This window comes from Actinomycetospora chlora (genome assembly GCF_039542135.1).
GTDB classification, from domain to species: Bacteria; Actinomycetota; Actinomycetes; order Mycobacteriales; family Pseudonocardiaceae; genus Actinomycetospora; species Actinomycetospora chlora.
The window spans coordinates 1-19,942 of the sequence record NZ_BAABHO010000065.1 but is presented as its reverse complement, the minus strand read 5'-3'; the positions used below and the strand labels follow the sequence as shown (position 1 = coordinate 19,942).

The window sequence follows — 19,942 nt, the reverse complement described above, 5'->3', positions numbered from 1 at the left end:
ACCTCCCGGGCGCGCACCCTCCCGCGCGACCCGGGACGCCACGCGGCCCGGCCATCGGCGGAAGCCCCCGCCCGCCGATGTCCGGGCCGCGCCACGTCTGCGGGAATGCCAGCAACGCGGCATTGCTGGCGTCCAGGGCCAGGATCGCCACATCCTCGCCGTGGCGACACGCCGACCGACGGAGGACGACCATGGCCTTCTCCGACGACCTCCGCGCCGCGACGGCCACGACGTGGGACGCCGCGGTCGGTCACCGCTTCGTCGACGAGCTCTGGGCCGGCACGGTCGACGACGCCGTCCTCGCCCAGTACCTCGCCCAGGACGCGCTCTTCCTCGACCGCTTCGTCGCCCTGCTCGGCGCCGCCGTCGCCCACGCCGACCGCCCGTCGCCCCGGATGGCCGTGGCCCGCCAACTCGGGCTCGTGGCCGGCGACGAGGACGACTACTTCCACCGCGCCCTGAGCCGCCTCGGCGCGACCGCGCCCGTCGAGCCGCTCCCGGCCACCCGGGGCTTCCTCGAGCTCATGGACGACGCCCGCCGCTCCGCGCACTACGGCGAGGTCCTGGCCGTCCTGCTGGTCGCCGAGTGGCTCTACCTCGACTGGGCGTCCCGGCCCGGGCCCGCGCCCGAGGACCCGCTGTACCGCGACTGGATCGACCTCCACCGGGGCCCGGCGTTCGCCGCCTGGGTCGACCTGCTGCGCCGCGAGGCCGACCGGGTGGCGCCGGAGCCGGGCGCCCGCGACCGCATGGCCGCGGCGTTCACCCGCGCCGTCGAGCTGGAGCTGGCGTTCTTCGACGCCGCCTACGGCTGATCAGGCTGCGCCGGGCCGGCGGTGGCGCAGCCGCCGCAGCTGGGCGTCGAGGTGCGGTCGGGCCCGGCGCTGCCCGCCGCGGTGGGCGATCGCGGCCACCAGCGAGACGAGCACCCGCTCGAGCCGCTCCGCGTCGGGCGACCACCCGCGGCGCTCGCACTCCTCGAGCCAGTCGACGGCGCCGCGGTGGCCGCGGTCGCCGTTGCACCGCCGGCAGGCGGCGACCTCGTTCTCCAGCCACGACGGCCCGCCCTTGACCTTGGGCACGACGTGGTCGGTGGTGGCGGCGACGGCGCCGGTCAGCGGGCGGACGCACCACAGGCAGGTGTCGCCGTCGCGCTCGCGTGCGGCGTCCAGCCGCTCCCGTCGCCCCGGTTGTCGCATCGCCCTCCATGCTGCCACCGCGCGGGTGTTGCGGTCCGGTGACGAGCGCGTGGGACCACTGGGCCACGAGGTCGTCGCCGTGCTCGGATGCGCGCATGCCGCCGCCCACCGATGCCGAGCACTTCCCGCTCGGGGACGTCGTCCTCCAGCACGGGATGACGCTGCCGGACGCCCACCTGGCCTACAAGACCTACGGGACGCTCAACGCCGACCGCAGCAACGCGATCGTCTACCCGACGTGGTTCTCGGGCTGGCACACCGACAACGAGTGGCTCATCGGGCCGGGGATGGCGCTCGACCCCGCCGACTGGTTCATCATCGTGCCGAACATGCTCGGCAACGGGCTCTCGAGCTCGCCCTCGAACCAGCCCCCGCCGCGCGACCGGGCCCGGTTCCCGTTCGTGACGTTCCAGGATCAGGTCGCCTGCCAGCACCGGCTGGTCACCGAGCACTTCGGCATCGAGACGCTGGCCCTCGTCACCGGCTGGTCGATGGGCGCGGGCCAGACCTACCAGTGGGCGGTCAGCCACCCCGAGATGGTGCAGCGAGCCGTGCCGTTCTGCGGCTCGGCCATCACCGCCGACCACAACAAGGTCTTCCTCTACTCGCTCGGCGAGGCCATGCGCGCCGACGCGGCGTTCGCCGACGGCTGGTACGACCCGGCGTCGCCGCCGCTGCGCGGGCTGCGCGCCTTCGCCCGCATCTACGCCGGCTGGGGCTTCTCGCAGGCCTTCTACTGGCAGGAGGAGTGGCGCCGGCTCGGGTTCGTGTCGCTGGAGGACTTCCTCGTCGGGTTCTGGGAGGGCTTCTGGCAGGACGGGCGCGACCCGAACAACCTGCTCACGATGCTGTGGTGCTGGGAGCACGGCGACGTCGGGCAGACGCCCGGGTTCGACGGCGACACCGTGGCCGCGCTGAACTCGATCCGCTGCCCGCTGCTGTCGATGCCCGCCGAGAAGGACCTGTACTTCCCGCCCGAGGACGAGCACTGGTCATCGCAGCACATCCCGCACGGCGACGTGCGCGTCATCCCGGGCGTGTGGGGCCACTTCGCGGGGGGCGGCCAGAACCCCGACGACACGGCCTTCATCGACGCCGCGATCCGGGAGATGCTCGACCGGCCGGTCTGACGAGCTTGGGCCGGTTGCGCACAACGGGCGCGCAGCTGCCGCGGGGTTGGGTGCCGACGGCGGAGTGTCCTGCGCACCGTGGCCGCTTAGCGTCGGACCGTGATGACCAGCAACGGCACGGCGCCCGGCCCGCGTCAGATGAGCAACCAGATCCTGTCCGAGGCCGCGGCCCGCATGCTGCCGGTGCTCGCCGGCCGCCTGCTCGCCGCGATCGTGGAACGCGCGGTGGAGAAGGTCGAGGGCCTGGCCGAGCAGCTCGACAGCAGCCACGACGGCAGTGAGCGCTCCCGCAACGGGTCGACGCCCGAGCGCGACGACGCCGAGGGCGGCGGCGGTGGCCGCGTCGGCGCCGCGGTCGGCTTCCTCATGGAGCAGGCGCGGCTGTTCCTCGCCTTCGTGGTGCGCCTCGCCGCGCAGGGGCTCGAGATGCTGCGTCAGGCCACCGCGAAGCTCCGCGCGCGCCGGGCGCCCGAGGGCATCGACGAGGCCCCCGCGCCGGAGGAGATCAGCGACCCCGAGGAGCTCGAGGACGCCTACGAGGACGACGCCTACGAGGACGAGTACGACGACGAGTACGAGGAGTACGAGGACGAGGAGATCGACGAGCGCGCCCCGGCCCGCGCCTGATCCGTCCGCGGCACGGGGACACTGGGTCCCATGCCCGCTTCGTCCTGGTGGCGCGACGCCGTCATCTACCAGGTCTACATCCGCAGCTTCGCCGACGCCGACGGTGACGGGATCGGCGACATCGCCGGCATCCGCGAGAGGTTGCCGTACCTGGCCGCCCTCGGCGTCGACGCGCTGTGGATCAACCCCTGGTACGCCTCGCCGCAGGCCGACGCGGGCTACGACGTCGCGGACTACCGCGCGATCGAGCCCGCCTACGGCACGGTCGCCGACGCCGAGAAGCTCGTCGTCGACGCCCACGAGCACGGGCTGCGCCTGATCCCCGACATCGTCCCCAACCACACGTCGGACCAGCACGTGTGGTTCCGCGCCGCGCTGGCCGACGAGCCCGGCGCGCGCGAGCGCTACGTCTTCCGCCCCGGCCGCGGGCCCGGCGGCGCCGAGCCGCCGAACAACTGGCGCTCGCACTTCGGCGGCTCCGCGTGGACGAGGGTCCCTGACGGCTCGTGGTACCTGCACCTGTTCGACCCCGGCCAGCCGGACCTGAACTGGGCGAACCCCGAGGTCGCGGCCGAGTTCGAGTCGGTGCTGCGGTTCTGGTTCGACCGCGGCGTCGACGGATTCCGCATCGACGTCGCGCACGGGCTGGTCAAGGACCCGGAGCTGCCCGACCTCACCGACGCGAGCGACCAGCTCGGCCGCACCTACCCGCCGGGCGGTCACCCCTACGTCGACCGCGAGGGCGTCGAGGAGATCTACGAGGCCTGGCGGCGCGTGGCCGACGAGTACGCCGGCGAGCGCATGTTCGTCGCCGAGGCCTGGACGCCGGCCCCGGAGCGGCTGGCCCGCTACGTCGCGCCGGGCCGGCTGCACACCGCGTTCAACTTCGACTACCTGGTCGCGCCGTGGGACCCCGCGGCGCTGCGCGAGACGATCGACGTCACCACCGGGTTCCTGCGCGCCGCCGGGGCGCCCGCGACCTGGGTGCTGTCCAACCACGACGTCGTGCGCCACCCCAGCCGCTACGGGCGTCCCACGCGGGAGCGCGAGGAGGTGCCGACGTCGACGGTCGCGCGGGAGGACGCCACCGACCTCGCGCTGGGCACGCGCCGGGCCCGCGCGGCGCTGCTGCTCGAGGCCGCGCTGCCGGGCGGGATGTACGTCTACCAGGGCGAGGAGCTGGGGCTGCCCGAGGTCGAGGACATCCCCGACGACGCGCGCCAGGACCCGACCTGGCGTCGGTCGGGGTACACCGTGCGCGGTCGCGACGGTGCGCGGGTGCCGCTGCCGTGGTCGTCGTCGGGGACCTCCGCCGGGTTCAGCCCGCCCGGCGCCGCGGCGCCCTGGCTCCCCCAGCCCGACGGGTGGGCGTCGTACGCGGCCGACCGCCAGGAGGGCGACCCGGACTCCGTCCTCGAGCTCTACCGGGCCGCCCTGACCCGGCGCCGCGAGCACCCGGCCCTCGGGGACGGGGACATGAGCTGGGTCTCGGCCCCCGGCGACGCCGTGCTGCACCTCCGCCGCGAGCCAGGCTTCGCGTGCGTGGTCAACCTCGGTGAGGAGCCGGTCGACCTGCCCACGCACGAGGTGCTGCTGGCGAGCGTCCCGCTGGAGGACGACCGGCTGGGCCCAGATGCGGCCGTGTGGCTCGCCGTGCCCTGATCACCACTCGGGTGGCACCGGCGGCACGGCCGGGTCGAGCTCGACGACCGGGAGGTCGGACGCGGTGTCGACGACGACCGACCGCGCCGCCGAGTCGATCGGCGCGCGCTCGGCCAGCGTCGCCAGCGCCCGCTCGGTGCCGACGTCCGCCCCCTCGGACTCCGAGAGCAGCCACCGCACCTCGAGCAGGTCGCAGTAGGCCTGCACCGCCGTGCCGACGTGGCGCACGGCGGCGTGGGCGCGGCGCATGCCCGGCGCGAGGACGTCGTGGCGCCAGCTCGCGATGGCCTGCTCCTCGGTGACGCGGTGCGGGTGCTCGTGGGCCAGGGCGCGCTGGTGGGCCCGCAGGTCGCCGAGCAGGATCCGCGCCTGCCCCTCCCCGACCTCGAGCCCGGTGAGCTCGCGCAGGTAGCGGGCGTGGTGGTTGCGCTCGCCGACCGCGACGCGCAGGCGCACCACCCCGCCGTCGCCCTCGGCGCCCTCCGCGGGCGCCAGGCTGACCTCGTCGACGACGTAGCCGAGGTCGTTGAGCTCGCGCACCGTGCTCTCGACGCGGTAGCGGTCGCCGAACGCGAACTGCACCTGCCCGTGCAGCACGCGCCAGAGCGCGTCGTAGCGCTCGGGGAGCTCCGTGGCCTCGGCGAAGAGCTGCTCCTCGATCTCGGGCGGGCGGCCCAGGCTCGCCGCGAGGTCGGTCAGCCCCGCCGCGACGTTCTCGACGAGGATCTCCAGGTCCTGCGCGCGCTGACCGTCCGACAGCGAGGGGTGGACCTCGCTGGTCTCGGCGTCGACGAGCCGCGCGGCGAACAGCTGGCCGTCGCGGGTGAACAGGGTGTTGGCCAGCGAGCCGTCGCCCCAGTAGACGCCGTGGCGGTGCAGCTCGACGAGCAGGCCGACCATCGCGTCGAACAGCCGCGCGCGCTGGGCGGGCCGGTTCGGGGGGAGCCGGGCGATGAGGCGGCGGTACTGCCACGAGCCGGTGAGGTAGTGGGTGAGCAGGATCGAGCAGTCCCCGGGCTGCGTGACGAGCCCCGCCGGGCGGACGGCGGGCAGGCCGCGGGACTCGAGGTGGCGCAGGACGTCGAACTCGCGGTGCGCGATCCGTGGGGGCAGCTCCTTGAGCGCCCAGAGCGCGCCGTCGACCTCGACGAACCGCACGAGGTGGCGGCTCGGGCCGACGGGCAGCTCGCGCAGCGGGACCGTCGCCGGGTCCCAGTCGGCGAGCGGGCGCTCCCAGGGCAGGGCGAGCAGGCCCGGGGTGGGGGCGCGCAGGCGCAGGTCGGGCGCGGTCATCGCGGTGCTCCCCCGGCGGGCGGCGAGGTGCTGCCGCGCAGCACCAGCCGCGTGGGCAGGAGCTCGGCGGTGTCCGGGTGCTCGCCGTGCAGCGCCGCGAGCACCAGCTGCCCGGCCCGCCGGCCCTGCGTGCGCACCGGCTGGGCGACGGTCGTGAGGTCGGCGAGGGCGGCGAGCGGGTGGTCGTCGACCCCGATCACCGAGAGGTCCTCGGGCACCCGCAGCCCGGCCCGGCGCAGCGTGCGGACGGCGCCGAGCGCGGTCTCGTCGTCGTGCGCGAACACCGCGGTCGGCGGGTGGCGCAGTCCGAGCAGGCGCGCCATGCCGTCCGCGCCGCCCTCGCCGCCGGGTGCCACCGTGGCCACGAGCTCGTCGTCCGGCGCGATCCCGGCGTCGGCGAGCGCCGCCCGCCACGCCCCGGCCCGCGCGTCGTCCGCGGTGGTCAGCAGGCCGATGCGGCGGTGGCCGAGGTGCACGAGGTGGTCGACGGCCTGGCGTCCCGCGACGTGGTCGTCGATGCCGACCGACGGGTAGGGCGCGAGCCGCCCGCCGGCGACCACGACGGCGACACCGAGCGACGCGAGACGCGCCTGCTCGGCGACGTCGACGGGGGCGGCGAGCACGACCACGGCGTCCACCTTGCGCCGTGCGGGCAGCCGGCGGAAGAAGTCGGCCCGTTCCTCGGGCCCACCGACCCGGAAGAGCAGCAGATCCAGGTCGGCGGCGCGCAGCTCGCCCTCGAGGCCCTCGAGCAGCTCGCCGAAGAACCAGCGGGCCGGGTGCGGCACGAGCGCGGCCACCCGTCCCGTCCGCCCGCCCGCGAGCCGGGACGCCTCGGGCGAGGCGACGTAGTCCAGGGCGGCGGCCGCCTCGCGGACCCGGGCGCGGGTGGTCGCGGCGACGTGCGGGTGGTCGCTAAGCGCCCGCGATGCCGTGGCCGGGGAGACGCCCGCGCGGCGCGCGACGTCGTCGAGCGTGGCGAGGGACGGGGGCGCGACGCCCGTTTCGCCCGTGTCCCCGGTCACAGGCGGGAGCATGGCAGCGCACCGCAACCGCTTCCAGACCTTCGCCACGAGCTGCGACGGAGGGATCACCCAACTGCCCCGTATGTCCCAGAGCAATCGATCTGTCGCTCTTCGTGCTTGACTTGTGAGACCCAGGTCACCAGTCTCCTCCCGCAAGCGCTTCCATTTGTCCGGAACGCCGGGAGGGGAGATCGATGCGTCACCCACGACGGCGGCTCACGGCGATGGCGGTCGCGGTGGCCGTCGTCGCCGCGCTCGCCGCGGCGTGCAGCTCCGCACCGCCCGGTCCGCCGGTGCTCACCTGGTACATCAACCCCGACGACGGGGGCCAGGCCGAGATCGCGAACCGGTGCACCGCCGCCGCGAACGGCCGCTACACGATCGCGACGTCGACGCTGCCGCGGCAGGCGTCCGAGCAGCGCCAGCAGCTCGTGCGCCGCCTCGCGGCCAACGACTCGTCGATCGACATCATGAGCATCGACCCGCCCTACGTGCCGGAGTTCGCCCAGGCGGGCTTCCTCGCCCCGATGCCGCCCGCGGTCGAGGCGGCTGCGCGCGAGGACCGCGTCCCCAGCTCGATCGAGGCGTCCACGTGGCAGGGCCGGCTCGTCGTCGTGCCCTTCTGGGCCAACACCCAGCTGCTCTGGTACCGCAAGTCCGCCGTCGCGGCGATGGGCCTGGACATGAACCAGCCGGTGACGTGGGACCAGATCATCCAGGCCGCTGCCCGCGCCCGGACCCAGATCGCCGCCCAGGGCGTCCGTGGCGAGTCGCTGACGGTGTGGGTCAACGCGCTCGTCGAGTCCGGCGGCGGCTCGGTGATCACCAACGTCGGCGAGGAGGACCCGGCGCTCATCCAGCTCGGGCTCACCGCCCCGCCCGGCATCGACGCCGCCCGCATCCTGCGCGAGTTCGGCGACGCGGGCGTCGCGCCGCCCGGCTTCCCCACCGCCGACGAGGACACCAACGCCGAGTCGTTCCAGTCGGGGTCCGCGTCGTTCATGGTCAACTACCCCTTCATCTGGGGGAAGGCCAAGTCGGGGGTCGAGGAGGGCACGCTGCCGCAGTCCGTCCCGGACGACTACGGCTGGACGCTCTACCCGCGCACCACGCCCGACCGGCCCAGCGCGCCCCCGCTCGGCGGCATCAACCTCGGCGTCGGCGCGTTCAGCGAGCACCCGGACCTCGCCTACGAGGCCACGACGTGCATCTCCAGCCCGGCGAACTCCGCGTACTACTTCGTGTCCAACGGCAACCCGTCGTCGCGGATCTCGGTCTTCAGCGACCCGGCCGTGCTCGCCGAGTTCCCCATGGCGCCGACCATCCGCGACTCGCTGACCGCCGCCGCGCCGCGCCCGCAGACCGCGTACTACGCCGAGGTCTCCGGCGGCATCCAGCGCACCTTCCACCCGCCGGGCTCGGTCACGCCCGGCCCCACCAACGAGGCCGCCACGGCACTCATCACCGCGGTGCTGAGGAAGGAGGCACTGCTGTGATCCCCCGCAACGACCCCTATCGGCGTGCTCCTTTGCTGCCCGGTCGCTCGTTCCTCACGCCCGTGCCGACGTCGGACGGGGGTGGCCTGTGAGCACGACACTGGACCGGCCCACGAGCGCCGTCGACCCGACCCGCGGCGGCAAGCTCAACGAGAAGTCGCGGGCCGAGCGGCGGCTCGGGTGGTACCTCGCCGGCCCCGCCTTCGCCGTCATGCTGCTGGTGACGGCCTACCCGATCGTGCAGGCGATCTTCGACTCGCTGTTCGACTACCGCCTCACCGACCCCGAGAACTCCTCGTTCGTCGGGCTCGGCAACTACGGCGTGATCCTCACCGACTCGGTGTGGTGGACGTCGTTCGGCGTCACGGTGCTCATCACGGTCGTCACCGTCGCCGTCGAGCTGGTGCTCGGGTTCGCCCTCGCGCTGGTCATGCTCAACGCCCTGCGGGGGCTGCGACCGGTGCTGCGCACGGTCATCCTCATCCCGTACGCGGTGATCACCGTGGTGTCGGCGTTCGCGTGGCAGTTCGCGTTCAGCGTCGACTCGGGGTTCGTGAACTCCTGGTTCTCGTTCCTGGGGACCACCCCGGAGACCGACTGGTTCGGCACGCAGGGCCTGTCGCTGTTCGTCATCTGCCTCGCCGAGATCTGGAAGACGACGCCGTTCATCTCGCTGCTGCTGCTCGCCGGCCTGGCCCAGGTGCCCGACGTGCTGCAGGAGGCGGCGAAGGTCGACGGCGCGACGTGGTGGCAGCGGATGCGGCGGGTGACGCTGCCGAACATGAAGGCGGCGATCATGGTCGCGGTCCTGTTCCGCACCCTCGACGCGTTCCGGGTCTTCGACTCGGTGTTCGTCATGACCGCCGGCGCCAACGGCACCGAGACCGTCTCGTTCCTGGCCTACCGCCAGACGATCGAGCGCGTCGAGATCGGGCTCGGCTCCGCGGTGTCGGTGCTGCTGTTCCTGTCGGTGGTGCTGATCAGCGTGCTGTTCATCAAGGGCTTCAAGGTCGACCTGTCCCAGGCGCGAGGGGAGTAGGGATGTCCACCCGCGAGAAGGTCGGCTGGGGCATCGGCGGCCTGGTCATCATCGTCTACTGCCTGTTCCCGGTGGCGTGGATCGTGTCGCTGTCGTTCAAGTCCTCGGACGACATCGCCAACGGGCAGTTCCTGCCCACCGTGTTCTCCGGCGCGAACTACGAGCAGATCCTCGTCGGCGACGCCGCCGGCCTGTTCCTGCCGGCCCTGGTCAACTCGTTCGGCATCTGCATCATCGCGACGTTCATCTCGTGCCTGCTCTCGATGTTCGCCGCGTACGCGATCGCCCGGCTCGACTTCCCGGGCAAGAAGCTGATCCTGTCGACCGCGCTGGCCGTCGCCATCTTCCCGGTGATCTCGATCGTGACGCCGCTGTTCAACCTCTGGCGCCAGATCGGGCTCTACAACACCTGGCCCGGCCTGATCATCCCGTACCTGTCGCTGACGCTGCCGATCTCGATCTGGACGCTCTCGGCGTTCTTCCGCGAGATCCCGTGGGAGATGGAGCAGGCCGCGCAGGTCGACGGCGCGACGCCCTGGCAGGCGTTCCGCAAGGTGATCGTGCCGCTGGCCGCGCCGGGCGTGTTCACCACGGCGATCATCGCGTTCTTCCTCGCCTGGAACGACTTCGTCTACGGCATCTCGCTGACCTCCACCGAGGCGGCGCGGCCCGTGCCCGCCGCCCTGGGCCTGTTCTCCGGCGCCTCGCAGTTCGAGTCGCCGAACGGCCCGATCGCGGCCGCGGCGGTGATCGTCACGATCCCCGTGGTCGTCCTCGTCCTGCTCTTCCAGCGGCGCATCGTCGCCGGCCTGACCAACGGCGCCGTGAAGGGATAACCCAATGGCCTCGATCGAGATGAGCCACATCGTCAAGCAGTACGGCGACGGCTACCCCGCGGTGAACGACGTCAGCCTCGACATCGCCGACGGCGAGTTCATGATCCTGGTCGGGCCGTCCGGCTGCGGGAAGTCGACGCTGCTGCGGATGATCGTCGGGCTCGAGGACATCACCTCGGGCGACATGGTCATCAAGGGCGACCGCGTCAACGACAGGGCGCCACGTGACCGCAACCTGTCGATGGTGTTCCAGAACTACGCGCTCTACCCGCACCTGACCGTCTACGAGAACATCGCGTTCCCGCTGCGCCTGGCCAAGGTGTCCGACGACGAGGTCCGCCGGCGCGTCGAGGAGGCCGCCGACATCCTCGAGCTGCGCGAGCACCTGGAGCGCAAGCCGGCCAACCTCTCGGGCGGCCAGCGCCAGCGCGTCGCGATGGGCCGGGCGATCGTGCGGGCCGCCGACGCGTTCCTGTTCGACGAGCCGCTGTCCAACCTCGACGCCAAGCTGCGCGGACAGATGCGCACCGAGATCGCGCGCCTGCAGCGTCGCCTCGGCATCACGACGGTCTACGTCACCCACGACCAGACCGAGGCCATGACCCTGGGCGACCGCGTCTGCGTGCTGCGCAAGGGCGTGATCCAGCAGGTCGCGTCCCCGCGCGAGCTCTACGAGCAGCCGGTGAACCTCTTCGTCGCGGGGTTCATCGGCTCGCCACCGATGAACTTCCTGCCCGCCACGCTCAAGGACGGCGCGCTGTCGACCCCCTTCGGCGACGTCGTGCTCGACGAGGAGCGCGCCGGCAAGCTCGCCGGCCACGACCTGCTGCTCGTCGGCATCCGGCCGGAGTACTTCGAGGACGCGAGCCTGGTCGACGAGGCCAAGAAGCCGCACGGGACGACGTTCATCGCGCGCGTCGACGTCACCGAGTGGCTGGGCGACGCCCAGTACGCCTACATCCCGTACGAGGCGCCGACCGAGATCGCCGAGCAGCTCAAGGAGCTCTCGCGCGAGCTCGACTCCGACCAGCTGCGCACCCAGGCGATCGTCTCGATCGACTCCACGAGCCGCATCCGCGAGGGCCGCGAGGCGGAGTTCTGGCTCGATACCCGCAAGATCCACGTCTTCGACCCGAAGACCGGTGACAACCTCACCCGTGACGTGGAGGCGGGCCGGCGGCTCACCGAGATGGCCGAGGAGGACCGCGTCGAGCAGGTCGGTCGGGCGGGCTCCCCGACGTCGGGGTGAGCCGCGCTCTACAGGCGGTGCCAGGCCTGGGCCAGCTGCGACGCGATCGGCGTGACGACGCGGCGGTCGTTCCAGTAGTACGGGTGCGCCAGGGGCGTCCAGCCGAGCCACCACGGGCCGACGCCGACGCGGCGGTCCTCGGTGACGGCGTCGCGCCAGGCGTCGCTGAGCGGGCGCAGGGGTGAGGCGATGACGTCGTCGGGGTCGTAGACGTTGACCCACTCGCCGCGCTGGTCGGGGTGGCGCCCGGCGAAGTCCGGGTGCGGGACGCTCACCGGCTCGCCGAAGCCGGGATGGCGCTGCGCCCACAGCGCCAGGGGCGAGCCGAGCGTGTAGAACCAGCCGAACGTCTCCCCGCGCTCGAGCGGGGTGTCGTCGAGGATCTCCGCGGCGCGCGGGGCCAGCGGCGCGCCGCCGGGCACGGCCTGCAGGTCGTAGAGGAAGTCGCTGGAGACGACGCTGCCGAGGCTGTGGCCGAGCACCACCAGCGGCGCGTCCTCGCCGGCCTTGAGCGCGAGGTCGTGCAGCGTGCCCGCGAGGATCGCCTGCACCTCCTCGTAGTGGCCGGTGCCGTCGGCACCCGAGTGGTAGGCGACGGCGTCCCCGAGGTAGTGGACGATCAGCCACCGCAACGTCGGGAAGTGCGCGTCGTCGAGGCCGGGCAGCCAACGAAGCCCCGCCGTCGACGCGGCCGCGAGCAGCGCCAGGGTCGAGCCCTGGCTGGCGCGGCCCGCGAGCACGTCGAGGACGCCGGCCAGCCAGCGGGCGCTGCGCCCGCCGATGCGGTCGCTGAGCTGGTCCTGGCCGGGCTCGAACACCGGCGCCCAGAACGCGGGCTCGATCACCAGCGCCTCGTCGGCGGGGACGCCCGCGATCCGCTCGAACTCCTCGCGCAGGAGCCGCATCGCCCGGGCGGCGTATTGCTCGCCGGCGCTCTCCACACCGTGCACGAGCATCACGGCGATCTTCTGTGCCACGGGTCCCTGGTACCCCGTGGCGGCTACTTGCTCTCGGTGAGATCGCGGTACGGCGTCCGGAGGCCGTCGACGACCAGGTCGCGCACGGCGTGGCGCTGCCGGATGAACAGCACGACCGCGGCGACCAGGTAGATGCCCGAGACGAGGAGGAGCTCGGCCTCCTGCAGGGGTTCGGGCAGGACCGCGGCCAGGACGAACTGGGCGACGAAGAGCACGAGCAGGCTCAGCGCGCCCCACACGGTGATCGACAGGGTGACCAGCAGCGCCACCGCGAACAGCGACTGCGCCGCCGTGATGAGCAGCTCCTCGCGCTGCACGGCGTCGATCGGCAGCCCGTGGAACGAGCCCGCGGCCAGCGCGAACACGACCGGGAGGGTGCCGACGAGCAGTGACCACTGGTTGACCTTCGACGAGACCAGCGTGGCCAGCGCGTCGGTGGTCTTGAGCCGCCAGGCGTAGAGGCCGGCGACGAGCAGCTCGGGCGCCTCGGAGGCGAGCGGCGCGAGCCACTGCACGAGGAAGAACTGGCTGATCCCGAGCTCGGTGCCGGTCTCGACGAGCGAGTCGGCGAACGGCTCGGCGCACAGCACGATGATCGCGGCGGACACGATGAACAGCCCGATGTAGCCGGTGCGCCGCTTGCCGGTGTCCATCCGCCCGACCCAGGCCGACGGCCCGATGAGGTCGGGGTCCTCGGCCGGTGCCTTGGACACCCGGATGCTGTAGAGCACGAAGATGCCGACGAGCACCACGGTGTCGACCAGCGTGATGCTCTCGCGCAGCGGCAGCGTCAGCGAGTAGAGCGTGGCGAGGAGCAGGAACACCAGCGGGACGCTGTCGGTGCGCATGAGGGTCACGCGCGTCGCGTGGCCGGGCCGGTGCGACGTGCCGGCGCCCCCGGACTGCCCGGCGTCGGCGCCCCCGACCCGCAGCCGGATCGCGGCGAGCAGCACCACCAGCGCCCACCCGACACCGACGAGGATCCGGTTGGCGCCGGTCATGTTGGCCAGCGCCAGGCCGCAGGGGGACTGGTCGGCCGAGCCCGGCGGCAGGCACGTCGGCCCGTACTGCTCGTAGGCGTTGCCGCCCTGGATGGTGAAGACGAAGTCGACGGCGTACTCGGGCAGCACCGCGACCAGGGCGAGCAGCGCGATCGCGAGCCCGGCCGAGATGTCGACCTGCGCGGCCTCGGCCGCCCAGGAGAGCAGGAACGCCGCGCCGACGATCGCCACCCCGAAGAGCAGGGCGTCGACGGGCGGCGAGATGTGCAGCCCGCCGAAGCGCAGCGCGAGGCCGGGCACGGCGGCGGCCACCGCGAGCGCGACCAGCAGGGGAGAGCGGTCACCGCGACGCGTGTCGCTGGGGCTGCTGGTCGCCATGTCCGATTCTCTACCCCGCTCCCGACCCCGGCACCCGTCGACGCGCCCGGTCGGCCGCGACGCGCCGGGCGGTGGCGCCGAACGGGTCCGTGATCACGACCGCGTGCGCAGGCGGTTTGCCTCGACCCCGGGTCCGCGGGCACGGTGCGGTGCCGGCATCCCCGTCCGTCCGCTCCCCGCTCCCCGAAGGTGTGCCGTGCTGCTCCCCACCGTCCTGCCCGCCGACGGGCTCGTCCAGCTGGGCGTCCGCGTCGCCCTCATCGTGCTGATCGCCGTGCTGCTGCGCGTCGCGGTCAACCGGGTCATCGGCCACGTGTCCGCCGGCGCGGGCGTCCCCGGCCTGCTCTCGCTGCTGCGCCGCCGTCGCGGTGTCAGCGACGCCGACCGCATCCAGGCCTTCGGGTCCGCCCGCCGTGCCCAGCGGGCGCGCACCGTCGGGTCGGTGGTCCGCAACGCGGCCACCATCCTGATCTTCGGCACCGCGTTCACCATGGTCCTCGGCCAGTTCGGCGTGAACCTCGCGCCGGTGCTCGCCTCGGCCGGCGTGCTCGGGCTCGCCGTCGGGTTCGGCGCGCAGAACCTCGTCAAGGACTTCCTGTCCGGCATCTTCATGCTGCTCGAGGACCAGTACGGCGTCGGCGACCACGTCGACCTCGGTGACGCCGTCGGCACCATCGAGCGCGTGGGCCTGCGCACCACGACGGTGCGCGACCTCACCGGCATGGTCTGGTACGTCCGCAACGGCACGATCGAGCGCGTCGGCAACGGCTCGCAGGACCACGCCGTCGCGGTCGTGGACGTGCCCCTGGCCATCGACACCGACGTGACGCGCGCGGCCGCGACCGCCGAGGAGGCCGCCGTCGCCGCGGTCCGGGAGCGCGGCCACGCCGCCGACGTGCTCGACCGGCCGCAGGTGCTCGGGGTCGAGCAGCTGTCGGCGTCGGGCATGACGCTGCGGCTCACGGCCCGGACGAGGCCCGGCCGCCAGTGGGCCGTGCAGCGGGCGATGACCGAGCACGTCGTCGCGGCCCTGCGGGCGGACGAGGTGGAGCTCGCGGCCTGACCCGCGCGCTCGTGACCGCTGTGTGACGTCTCCGGCGAACTCCGTGTGTCGTCGCGCGAACACGATGGGGTGAGGCGCAGGATCGGGGCGTGATCGTCGGCCGCCTCCGCCGTGGGGCCCGCCTCGTCGCGGTGGTGCTCGCCGTGGTGGCGCTGGCGACGGGGTGCGCGCAGGTGCGCCAGCTGACGGGCTCGGCGCCGACGACGACCGTCGCGCCGCCGCCCGTCGTCACCACGACCCCGCCGCCGACCACCACCACGACGACCCCGGCGCCGACGCCCTCGCGCGCCCGGGCCGCGGTGGACGCCACGGCGGACGCGGCGCAGGAGCGCGACGACGTCACGCTCGGGGTGGCCGTCCTCGACCGCACGACGGGCGCGACGACCGTCAACGGCGCCGGCGACACCCCACTGCGGGCGGCGTCGGTGGCCAAGCTGTTCACGATCGTCGACATCCTCACCCGCCGGGAGGCCGGGCAGCTGTCCACCACCCCGGGTGACGAGCAGCGGTTCCGCCGGGCGTTGACGCTGTCCGACGACGAGGCGATGAACGCCCTGTGGTCGACCTACGACGGGCCCGAGGGCATCGGGCGCGTCGCCGCCCTGCTGGGGCTGCAGGAGACGAGCGCCCCGGCCGACACGTCGCAGTGGGGCGAGGTCGAGACGTCCGCCCGCGACGTCGCGGCGCTCTACGGGTACGTCACCACCCGGCTGGCGCCCGCCGACCGCGACTTCGTCCTCGGCGCGCTGGAGGCCGCGGCGCCCACGGCGGCCGACGGCTTCGACCAGGCGTTCGGCCTGCTCGACCCGTCCCGGCGCGGGACGGCCGCGGCCAAACAGGGCTGGCTGTGCTGCCTGCAGTCGAGCATCGACCTGCACTCGACGGGCTTCCCGGACGCGGACGGGCGCTACGTGGTGGTGCTGCTGTCCAACCAGCCGCGCGGGTACGACGCTGCCAAGTCGCTGCTCGACGACGCCGCGGCGGCGGCCCGGGACGCGCTCGAGACCTGACCTACGCTCGGGCGGGTGCAGAGCCTCGCCCTGATCGACGAGTGGCCCGTCGAGCACGCCGCGGTGGGGGTGGTCACGGCCGACGGGACGGTGCGGGGGACCCGCGGGCCGACGGACCGCCGCTTCCCGCTCGCGTCGGTGACGAAGCCGCTGGTGGCGGTGGGGGCGCTGGTGGCCGTCGAGGAGGAGGCGGTGACGCTCGACCAGCCCGCCGGCCCCGAGGGTTCGACGGTGCGCCACCTGCTCGCCCACACCTCCGGGCTGGCGTTCGGTGAGCACCGCGTCGTCGCCGAGCCGGGGACGCGGCGGCTGTACTCGTCGGCGGGGTTCGAGGTGCTGGCCGCGACGATCGAGGACGCCACCGGCATCGGGTTCGCCGACTACCTGCACGAGGCGGTCCTCGCGCCGCTGGGGATGGCGGCGACGACGCTCGACGGCTCGCCGGGCCACGGGGCGACGTCGACCGTCGACGACCTCCTGCGCCTCGCCGCCGAGCTCCAGGCGCCGACGCTGCTCCACGGTTCGACGCTGGCGGAGGCGACGACGGTGCAGTTCCCGGGGCTCAACGGCACGATCCCGGGCTTCGGGCACCAGAAGCCCAACGACTGGGGGTTGGGGTTCGAGCTGCGCGACGGGAAGTCGCCGCACTGGACGGGGTCGCACAACTCGCCGGGGACGTTCGGCCACTTCGGCCAGTCGGGAACGTTCCTGTGGGTGGACCCGGACGCCGGCGCGGCGTGCGTGGCCCTCGCCGACCGCGACTTCGGCGACTGGGCGAAGTCGGCCTGGCCGCCCTTCTCCGACGCGGTCCTGGCCGACCTCGGGGGCTAGCGGGTCACCGCGGGACGACGAGCACCAGGGAGTCGTCGTCGGCCTGTTCCACGTGGAGCCCCGCGTCGCGGAGGAGCGCCAGCACCCCGCCCGCGTCCTTCGGCCGCCGCCGCGACGAGGCGAGGAGGTGGGCCGCGCGGCCCTTGTGCGACTTGTTCGCGTGGCTGACCACCGTCCGCGAGCCGTCGGCGGCCTCGCTGTGCACGTCGAGCGTCACCGCGCCCCGCGCCGGTCCGAGGGCGGCGTAGGGACCCGACCGGAGGTCGACGACGAGGTCGTCCACCCCCTCCAGCAACGGGGAGATCTCCGGGCGCCACGTCACCCGCAACCCCTCGCGCCCGGGGAGCATCGTCCCGCCCGAGAGGCGGTACGCCGGGATCGGGTCGGTGCCCCCGACCAGCCCGAACAGCGCCGAGCACACCACCAGCCGCCGTCGCGCCGCCGTCGACAGGGACACCGGGTCGAGCGCGTCGTAGAGCACGCCGGTGTAGCGCCGCAGCGCCGGCGCGGTCGGCGACGTCCACAGCGCGGCGTTGCGCGCGATCTCGCCGTCCTGGCGCTCGGAGATCCCCAGCGCCTCCCGCGACGCCGGGACGTCGGACGCCAGCGCGACGACCTCGTCCACCAGCGCCTTGCGGGTGGGGTTCAGCGACGGGAACGACAGCGCGTCGAGGTCCAGCGGACGCCCCCGCCCACCCGGCGCCTTGGTCTCCGACGGCGGCAGCACGACGAGCACGCCAGCAGACGGTAGTCGGCCACCATGGACGGGTGAGCGAGCGCGGCACCGACGCCTGGCGCGACGAGGTCCTCGCCTGGGTCGCGGAGGCCACCGGGCTGTGGCCGACCGGGGAGGTCACCCAGCGCCACCGCGCCTGGTCCACCGTCCTGCGGATCCCGACGCGCGAGGGCCCGATCTGGCTCAAGGAGCCGGTGGCCGGCATGGCCCACGAGGTCGGCCTGCACGCGCTGCTCGCCCGTCTCGCACCCGACGCCGTCGCGACCCCGCTCGCCGTCGACGAGACTCGTGGCCGGCTCCTCCTCCCCGACGCGGGGCCGAGCGTCCGCGACGTCGGCACCGACCCCGTCGACGCGCTGACCGACGCCCTCCCGCGGTACGCCGTCCTGCAGCGGACGGTCGCCCCGCACATCGGCGCGATGGCCGTCCCGGACGCCACGCCGCCCGCCCTGCCGGCCCGCTACGCCGAGGCCGTGGCGATCATCGGCGGCCCGCCCCGCCACGCCGACGTGATCGCCGGCTGGGCCGCGCAGCTCGACGGCACCGTCCCGTCGAGCGTCGACCACCAGGACCTGCACACCGGCAACATCGGCGTCGACGGCCGCTTCCCGGACTGGGGCGACGCCGTGCTCGCCCACCCCTTCGCCAGCCTGCTCGTCGCCCTCGGTTCGCTGCGCCGCGCCGGCGCGGACACCACCCGCCCCCGCGACGCCTACCTCGACGTCTTCACCGACCTCGCGCCGCGCCACGAGCTCGAGCCCCTCGCCGAGACCGCCTGCCGCGCCGCCGTCGTCGCCCGCGCCCTGACCTGGACCCGCGGCGCGTCGGCCGATCCGCGCTTCACCCACGCGCCGCGGGAGGTGCTCGCCGCCCTCGACGACCCCGACTGGCTGGCCGGCGCCTGATCGGCCCTCCGTACCCTCGTCCGGGTGCCGGACGGGGATCACGGAGACGACCAGCGGCGCTGGCGGCCCTCGCGCGCCGGCATCCTGAACGTCTACCAGTACCAGGACGAGGTGCTGGAGTTCGCGGACGGACGCCTGCTGCTGCGCGGCGTCAACGGGTCGGGCAAGTCGACGGCGATGAACATGCTGCTGCCGTTCCTGCTCGAGGCGGACGTCCGCAAGATCGACGCGGCGGGCGAGCAGCGCGGTGTGCTCCGCAGCTGGATGCTCTCCGACCACGACGACACCCAGCGCACCGGCTACCTGTGGATCGAGTTCGAGCGCCGCCAGGAGAGTGGGCAGAGCGAGTACCGGACGGTGGGCTGCGGCATCCGCGCCAACCGCAGCACCGATCGCGTCGCCACGTGGTGGTTCTCCACCGACCGCCGGGTGCGGATCGACCTGCGCCTCACCGAGGCCGACGTCCCGTTCTCGGTGGACGTGCTGCGCTCCGAGCTCGGCACGCGCGGGCAGGTGTTCACCTCGACCGCCGAGTACCGCGCCGAGGTCGCCCGACGCTTCTTCGGCGGCGTCGACCCGGGCGCCTACTTCCGGCTGCTGCACCAGGTGCGCAACCCCCGCGTCGGTGACCGCATCGACACCGACCTGCCCCGCACGCTGCGCGAGGCCCTGCCGCCGGTGCCCGAGGACGCGGTGCACGACGCCGCCCAGCCGCTCGAGGACCTCGAGGACCACCGCCGCAACGTCACCGACCTCACCCGCACGGCCGCGGCGCTCGACACGGTCGTCGAGGTCTACACCGACTACGCCCGCCGGGTGCTGATGACCGAGGTCGAGGCCGCCGGCTCGGCCGTCGACGTGGCCCGCAGCGCCGCGCGACGCCTCGACCGCGACCGGACGGCGGCCGAGCGCGCGCGGACCGCCCAGGCCGGGACGGTGCGCGCCGTCGACGAGCTCGCCGCCGAGGAGCGCCGCGCCACCGCCGAGCGCCAGGGCCTGGTGAGCCTGCCGGAGTTCACCGCGCACGCCGACCTGCTGCGCCGCCGCGACGAGCTCGGCGGGCCCGACGCCCAGGCCCGCGGCCGCGAGGCCGACCGGGACCGGGCCGCCGAGCGCACGCGAGCGGCGGCGGAACGGGTGGCCGGCGCGCGCGGCCAGGTGGAGTCCGACCTGGCCGGGGTCGCCGAGGCGCTGACGGCGATCGCGACGGCGGCCCGCACGGCCGGGGCGGCGGGGGTCGTCACGCGCCTGCCCGACCCGCCCGCGCTGGTCACCGAGCCCCGCCACGACGAGGCCGGGGCGACGGTCGTCGACGTCCCCCGGGACCCCGACACCGACCCCACCGCCGAGCTGCCCGCGGCCCTCACCGGGGCCGGCGACGCCCTGCGCGCCCACCGCACCACCGTGCGCGGCCTGCGCGACCGCGCCGACGCCGCCGAGCGGGAGGGCACCGCCGCCGGGCGGGCGGAGGCCGAGGCCGCCGAC

Annotated in this window: 18 protein-coding genes and 1 pseudogene; 13 read left to right on the top strand and 6 right to left on the bottom strand. The window is 74.1% G+C overall.

The features are described 5' to 3' along the window. The first annotated feature begins 191 nt into the window (after window positions 1-191). Window positions 192-815, top strand: a complete 624-nt coding sequence (locus ABD994_RS27395; protein ID WP_345423390.1) for a TenA family protein — start codon at window positions 192-194, stop codon at window positions 813-815. Here ABD994_RS27395 and ABD994_RS27390 read toward each other — a convergent pair whose 3' ends face one another. Further along, complete coding sequence (locus tag ABD994_RS27390) at window positions 816-1,199, bottom strand: HNH endonuclease (protein WP_345423387.1); 384 nt, start codon at window positions 1,197-1,199, stop codon at window positions 816-818. A 95-nt stretch (window positions 1,200-1,294) separates the two neighbouring features. Between ABD994_RS27390 and ABD994_RS27385 the strand changes: the two genes are divergently transcribed. The 3 genes from ABD994_RS27385 to ABD994_RS27375 all read left to right on the top strand — a co-directional run bounded on the left by ABD994_RS27385 (window position 1,295) and on the right by ABD994_RS27375 (window position 4,618). Continuing rightward, entirely contained in the window at window positions 1,295-2,329 is a 1,035-nt protein-coding gene (locus tag ABD994_RS27385) for an alpha/beta fold hydrolase (RefSeq protein WP_345423384.1), read from the top strand. A 99-nt stretch (window positions 2,330-2,428) separates the two neighbouring features. After that, window positions 2,429-2,956, top strand: a complete 528-nt coding sequence (locus ABD994_RS27380; RefSeq protein ID WP_345423381.1) for a hypothetical protein — start codon at window positions 2,429-2,431, stop codon at window positions 2,954-2,956. A gap of 30 nt (window positions 2,957-2,986) precedes the next feature. Then, window positions 2,987-4,618 (top strand): glycoside hydrolase family 13 protein, encoded by a 1,632-nt coding sequence (locus tag ABD994_RS27375; RefSeq protein WP_345423378.1) that lies wholly within the window; start codon window positions 2,987-2,989, stop codon window positions 4,616-4,618. On the opposite strand, the gene ABD994_RS27370 is transcribed toward ABD994_RS27375, so the two are convergent. Together ABD994_RS27370 and ABD994_RS27365 are read right to left on the bottom strand one after the other, a co-directional pair. Next, window positions 4,619-5,911 carry a DUF4032 domain-containing protein gene (locus ABD994_RS27370; protein ID WP_345423375.1) on the bottom strand — a complete coding sequence of 431 codons (1,293 nt, stop codon included), beginning with the start codon at window positions 5,909-5,911 and terminating at the stop codon, window positions 4,619-4,621. Further along, the gene (locus tag ABD994_RS27365) at window positions 5,908-6,936 is read right to left on the bottom strand and encodes a LacI family DNA-binding transcriptional regulator (RefSeq protein ID WP_345423372.1); all 1,029 of its coding nucleotides are present in this window, start codon (window positions 6,934-6,936) and stop codon (window positions 5,908-5,910) included. Before ABD994_RS27365 ends, ABD994_RS27370 begins: the two co-directional genes overlap by 4 nt. Before the next feature lie 194 nt (window positions 6,937-7,130). Between ABD994_RS27365 and ABD994_RS27360 the strand changes: the two genes are divergently transcribed. The 4 genes from ABD994_RS27360 to ABD994_RS27345 all read left to right on the top strand — a co-directional run bounded on the left by ABD994_RS27360 (window position 7,131) and on the right by ABD994_RS27345 (window position 11,556). Continuing rightward, entirely contained in the window at window positions 7,131-8,432 is a 1,302-nt protein-coding gene (locus ABD994_RS27360) for an extracellular solute-binding protein (protein WP_345423369.1), read from the top strand. An 88-nt stretch (window positions 8,433-8,520) separates the two neighbouring features. After that, on the top strand, window positions 8,521-9,471 hold the full coding sequence (locus tag ABD994_RS27355) for a carbohydrate ABC transporter permease (RefSeq protein ID WP_345423366.1): 951 nt from the start codon (window positions 8,521-8,523) through the stop codon (window positions 9,469-9,471). Between the two features lie 2 nt (window positions 9,472-9,473). Further along, window positions 9,474-10,307 carry a carbohydrate ABC transporter permease gene (locus tag ABD994_RS27350; RefSeq protein WP_345423363.1) on the top strand — a complete coding sequence of 278 codons (834 nt, stop codon included), beginning with the start codon at window positions 9,474-9,476 and terminating at the stop codon, window positions 10,305-10,307. 4 nt (window positions 10,308-10,311) lie between these two features. Continuing rightward, window positions 10,312-11,556 (top strand): ABC transporter ATP-binding protein, encoded by a 1,245-nt coding sequence (locus tag ABD994_RS27345; RefSeq protein WP_345423360.1) that lies wholly within the window; start codon window positions 10,312-10,314, stop codon window positions 11,554-11,556. 8 nt (window positions 11,557-11,564) lie between these two features. Here the strand turns inward: ABD994_RS27345 and ABD994_RS27340 are convergent, their stop codons facing one another. Then, window positions 11,565-12,533: a hypothetical protein gene (locus tag ABD994_RS27340; RefSeq protein WP_345423357.1), complete on the bottom strand. Its 969-nt coding sequence runs from the start codon at window positions 12,531-12,533 to the stop codon at window positions 11,565-11,567. A gap of 23 nt (window positions 12,534-12,556) precedes the next feature. Beyond that, window positions 12,557-13,912 (bottom strand): sodium:proton exchanger, encoded by a 1,356-nt coding sequence (locus ABD994_RS27335; protein ID WP_345423354.1) that lies wholly within the window; start codon window positions 13,910-13,912, stop codon window positions 12,557-12,559. Window positions 13,913-14,108: 196 nt separating this feature from the next. Between ABD994_RS27335 and ABD994_RS27330 the strand changes: the two genes are divergently transcribed. The 3 genes from ABD994_RS27330 to ABD994_RS27320 all read left to right on the top strand — a co-directional run bounded on the left by ABD994_RS27330 (window position 14,109) and on the right by ABD994_RS27320 (window position 16,816). After that, on the top strand, window positions 14,109-14,975 hold the full coding sequence (locus ABD994_RS27330) for a mechanosensitive ion channel family protein (protein WP_345423350.1): 867 nt from the start codon (window positions 14,109-14,111) through the stop codon (window positions 14,973-14,975). Window positions 14,976-15,064: 89 nt separating this feature from the next. Next, window positions 15,065-15,985, top strand: a complete 921-nt coding sequence (locus ABD994_RS27325; protein WP_345423348.1) for a serine hydrolase — start codon at window positions 15,065-15,067, stop codon at window positions 15,983-15,985. A gap of 15 nt (window positions 15,986-16,000) precedes the next feature. Continuing rightward, window positions 16,001-16,816: a serine hydrolase domain-containing protein gene (locus ABD994_RS27320; RefSeq protein ID WP_345423346.1), complete on the top strand. Its 816-nt coding sequence runs from the start codon at window positions 16,001-16,003 to the stop codon at window positions 16,814-16,816. A 4-nt stretch (window positions 16,817-16,820) separates the two neighbouring features. Here ABD994_RS27320 and ABD994_RS27315 read toward each other — a convergent pair whose 3' ends face one another. Then, complete coding sequence (locus ABD994_RS27315) at window positions 16,821-17,552, bottom strand: YaaA family protein (protein ID WP_345423344.1); 732 nt, start codon at window positions 17,550-17,552, stop codon at window positions 16,821-16,823. Window positions 17,553-17,584: 32 nt separating this feature from the next. On the opposite strand from ABD994_RS27315, the gene ABD994_RS27310 reads away from it, so the two are divergent. After that, the gene (locus tag ABD994_RS27310; protein WP_345423341.1) at window positions 17,585-18,457 is read left to right on the top strand and encodes an aminoglycoside phosphotransferase family protein; all 873 of its coding nucleotides are present in this window, start codon (window positions 17,585-17,587) and stop codon (window positions 18,455-18,457) included. Window positions 18,458-18,481: 24 nt separating this feature from the next. Then, window positions 18,482-19,942 (top strand): annotated as a pseudogene (locus ABD994_RS27305) (hypothetical protein); the annotation flags it as partial.

Coding starts and splice junctions, on each gene's coding strand:
- ABD994_RS27390 (WP_345423387.1), bottom strand. CDS start 1,199: ATGCGACAACCGGGGCGACGGGAGCGGCTGGACGCCGCACGCGAGCGC.
- ABD994_RS27360 (WP_345423369.1), top strand. CDS start 7,131: ATGCGTCACCCACGACGGCGGCTCACGGCGATGGCGGTCGCGGTGGCC.
- ABD994_RS27345 (WP_345423360.1), top strand. CDS start 10,312: ATGGCCTCGATCGAGATGAGCCACATCGTCAAGCAGTACGGCGACGGC.
- ABD994_RS27375 (WP_345423378.1), top strand. CDS start 2,987: ATGCCCGCTTCGTCCTGGTGGCGCGACGCCGTCATCTACCAGGTCTAC.
- ABD994_RS27350 (WP_345423363.1), top strand. CDS start 9,474: ATGTCCACCCGCGAGAAGGTCGGCTGGGGCATCGGCGGCCTGGTCATC.
- ABD994_RS27370 (WP_345423375.1), bottom strand. CDS start 5,911: ATGACCGCGCCCGACCTGCGCCTGCGCGCCCCCACCCCGGGCCTGCTC.
- ABD994_RS27385 (WP_345423384.1), top strand. CDS start 1,295: ATGCCGCCGCCCACCGATGCCGAGCACTTCCCGCTCGGGGACGTCGTC.
- ABD994_RS27335 (WP_345423354.1), bottom strand. CDS start 13,912: ATGGCGACCAGCAGCCCCAGCGACACGCGTCGCGGTGACCGCTCTCCC.
- ABD994_RS27395 (WP_345423390.1), top strand. CDS start 192: ATGGCCTTCTCCGACGACCTCCGCGCCGCGACGGCCACGACGTGGGAC.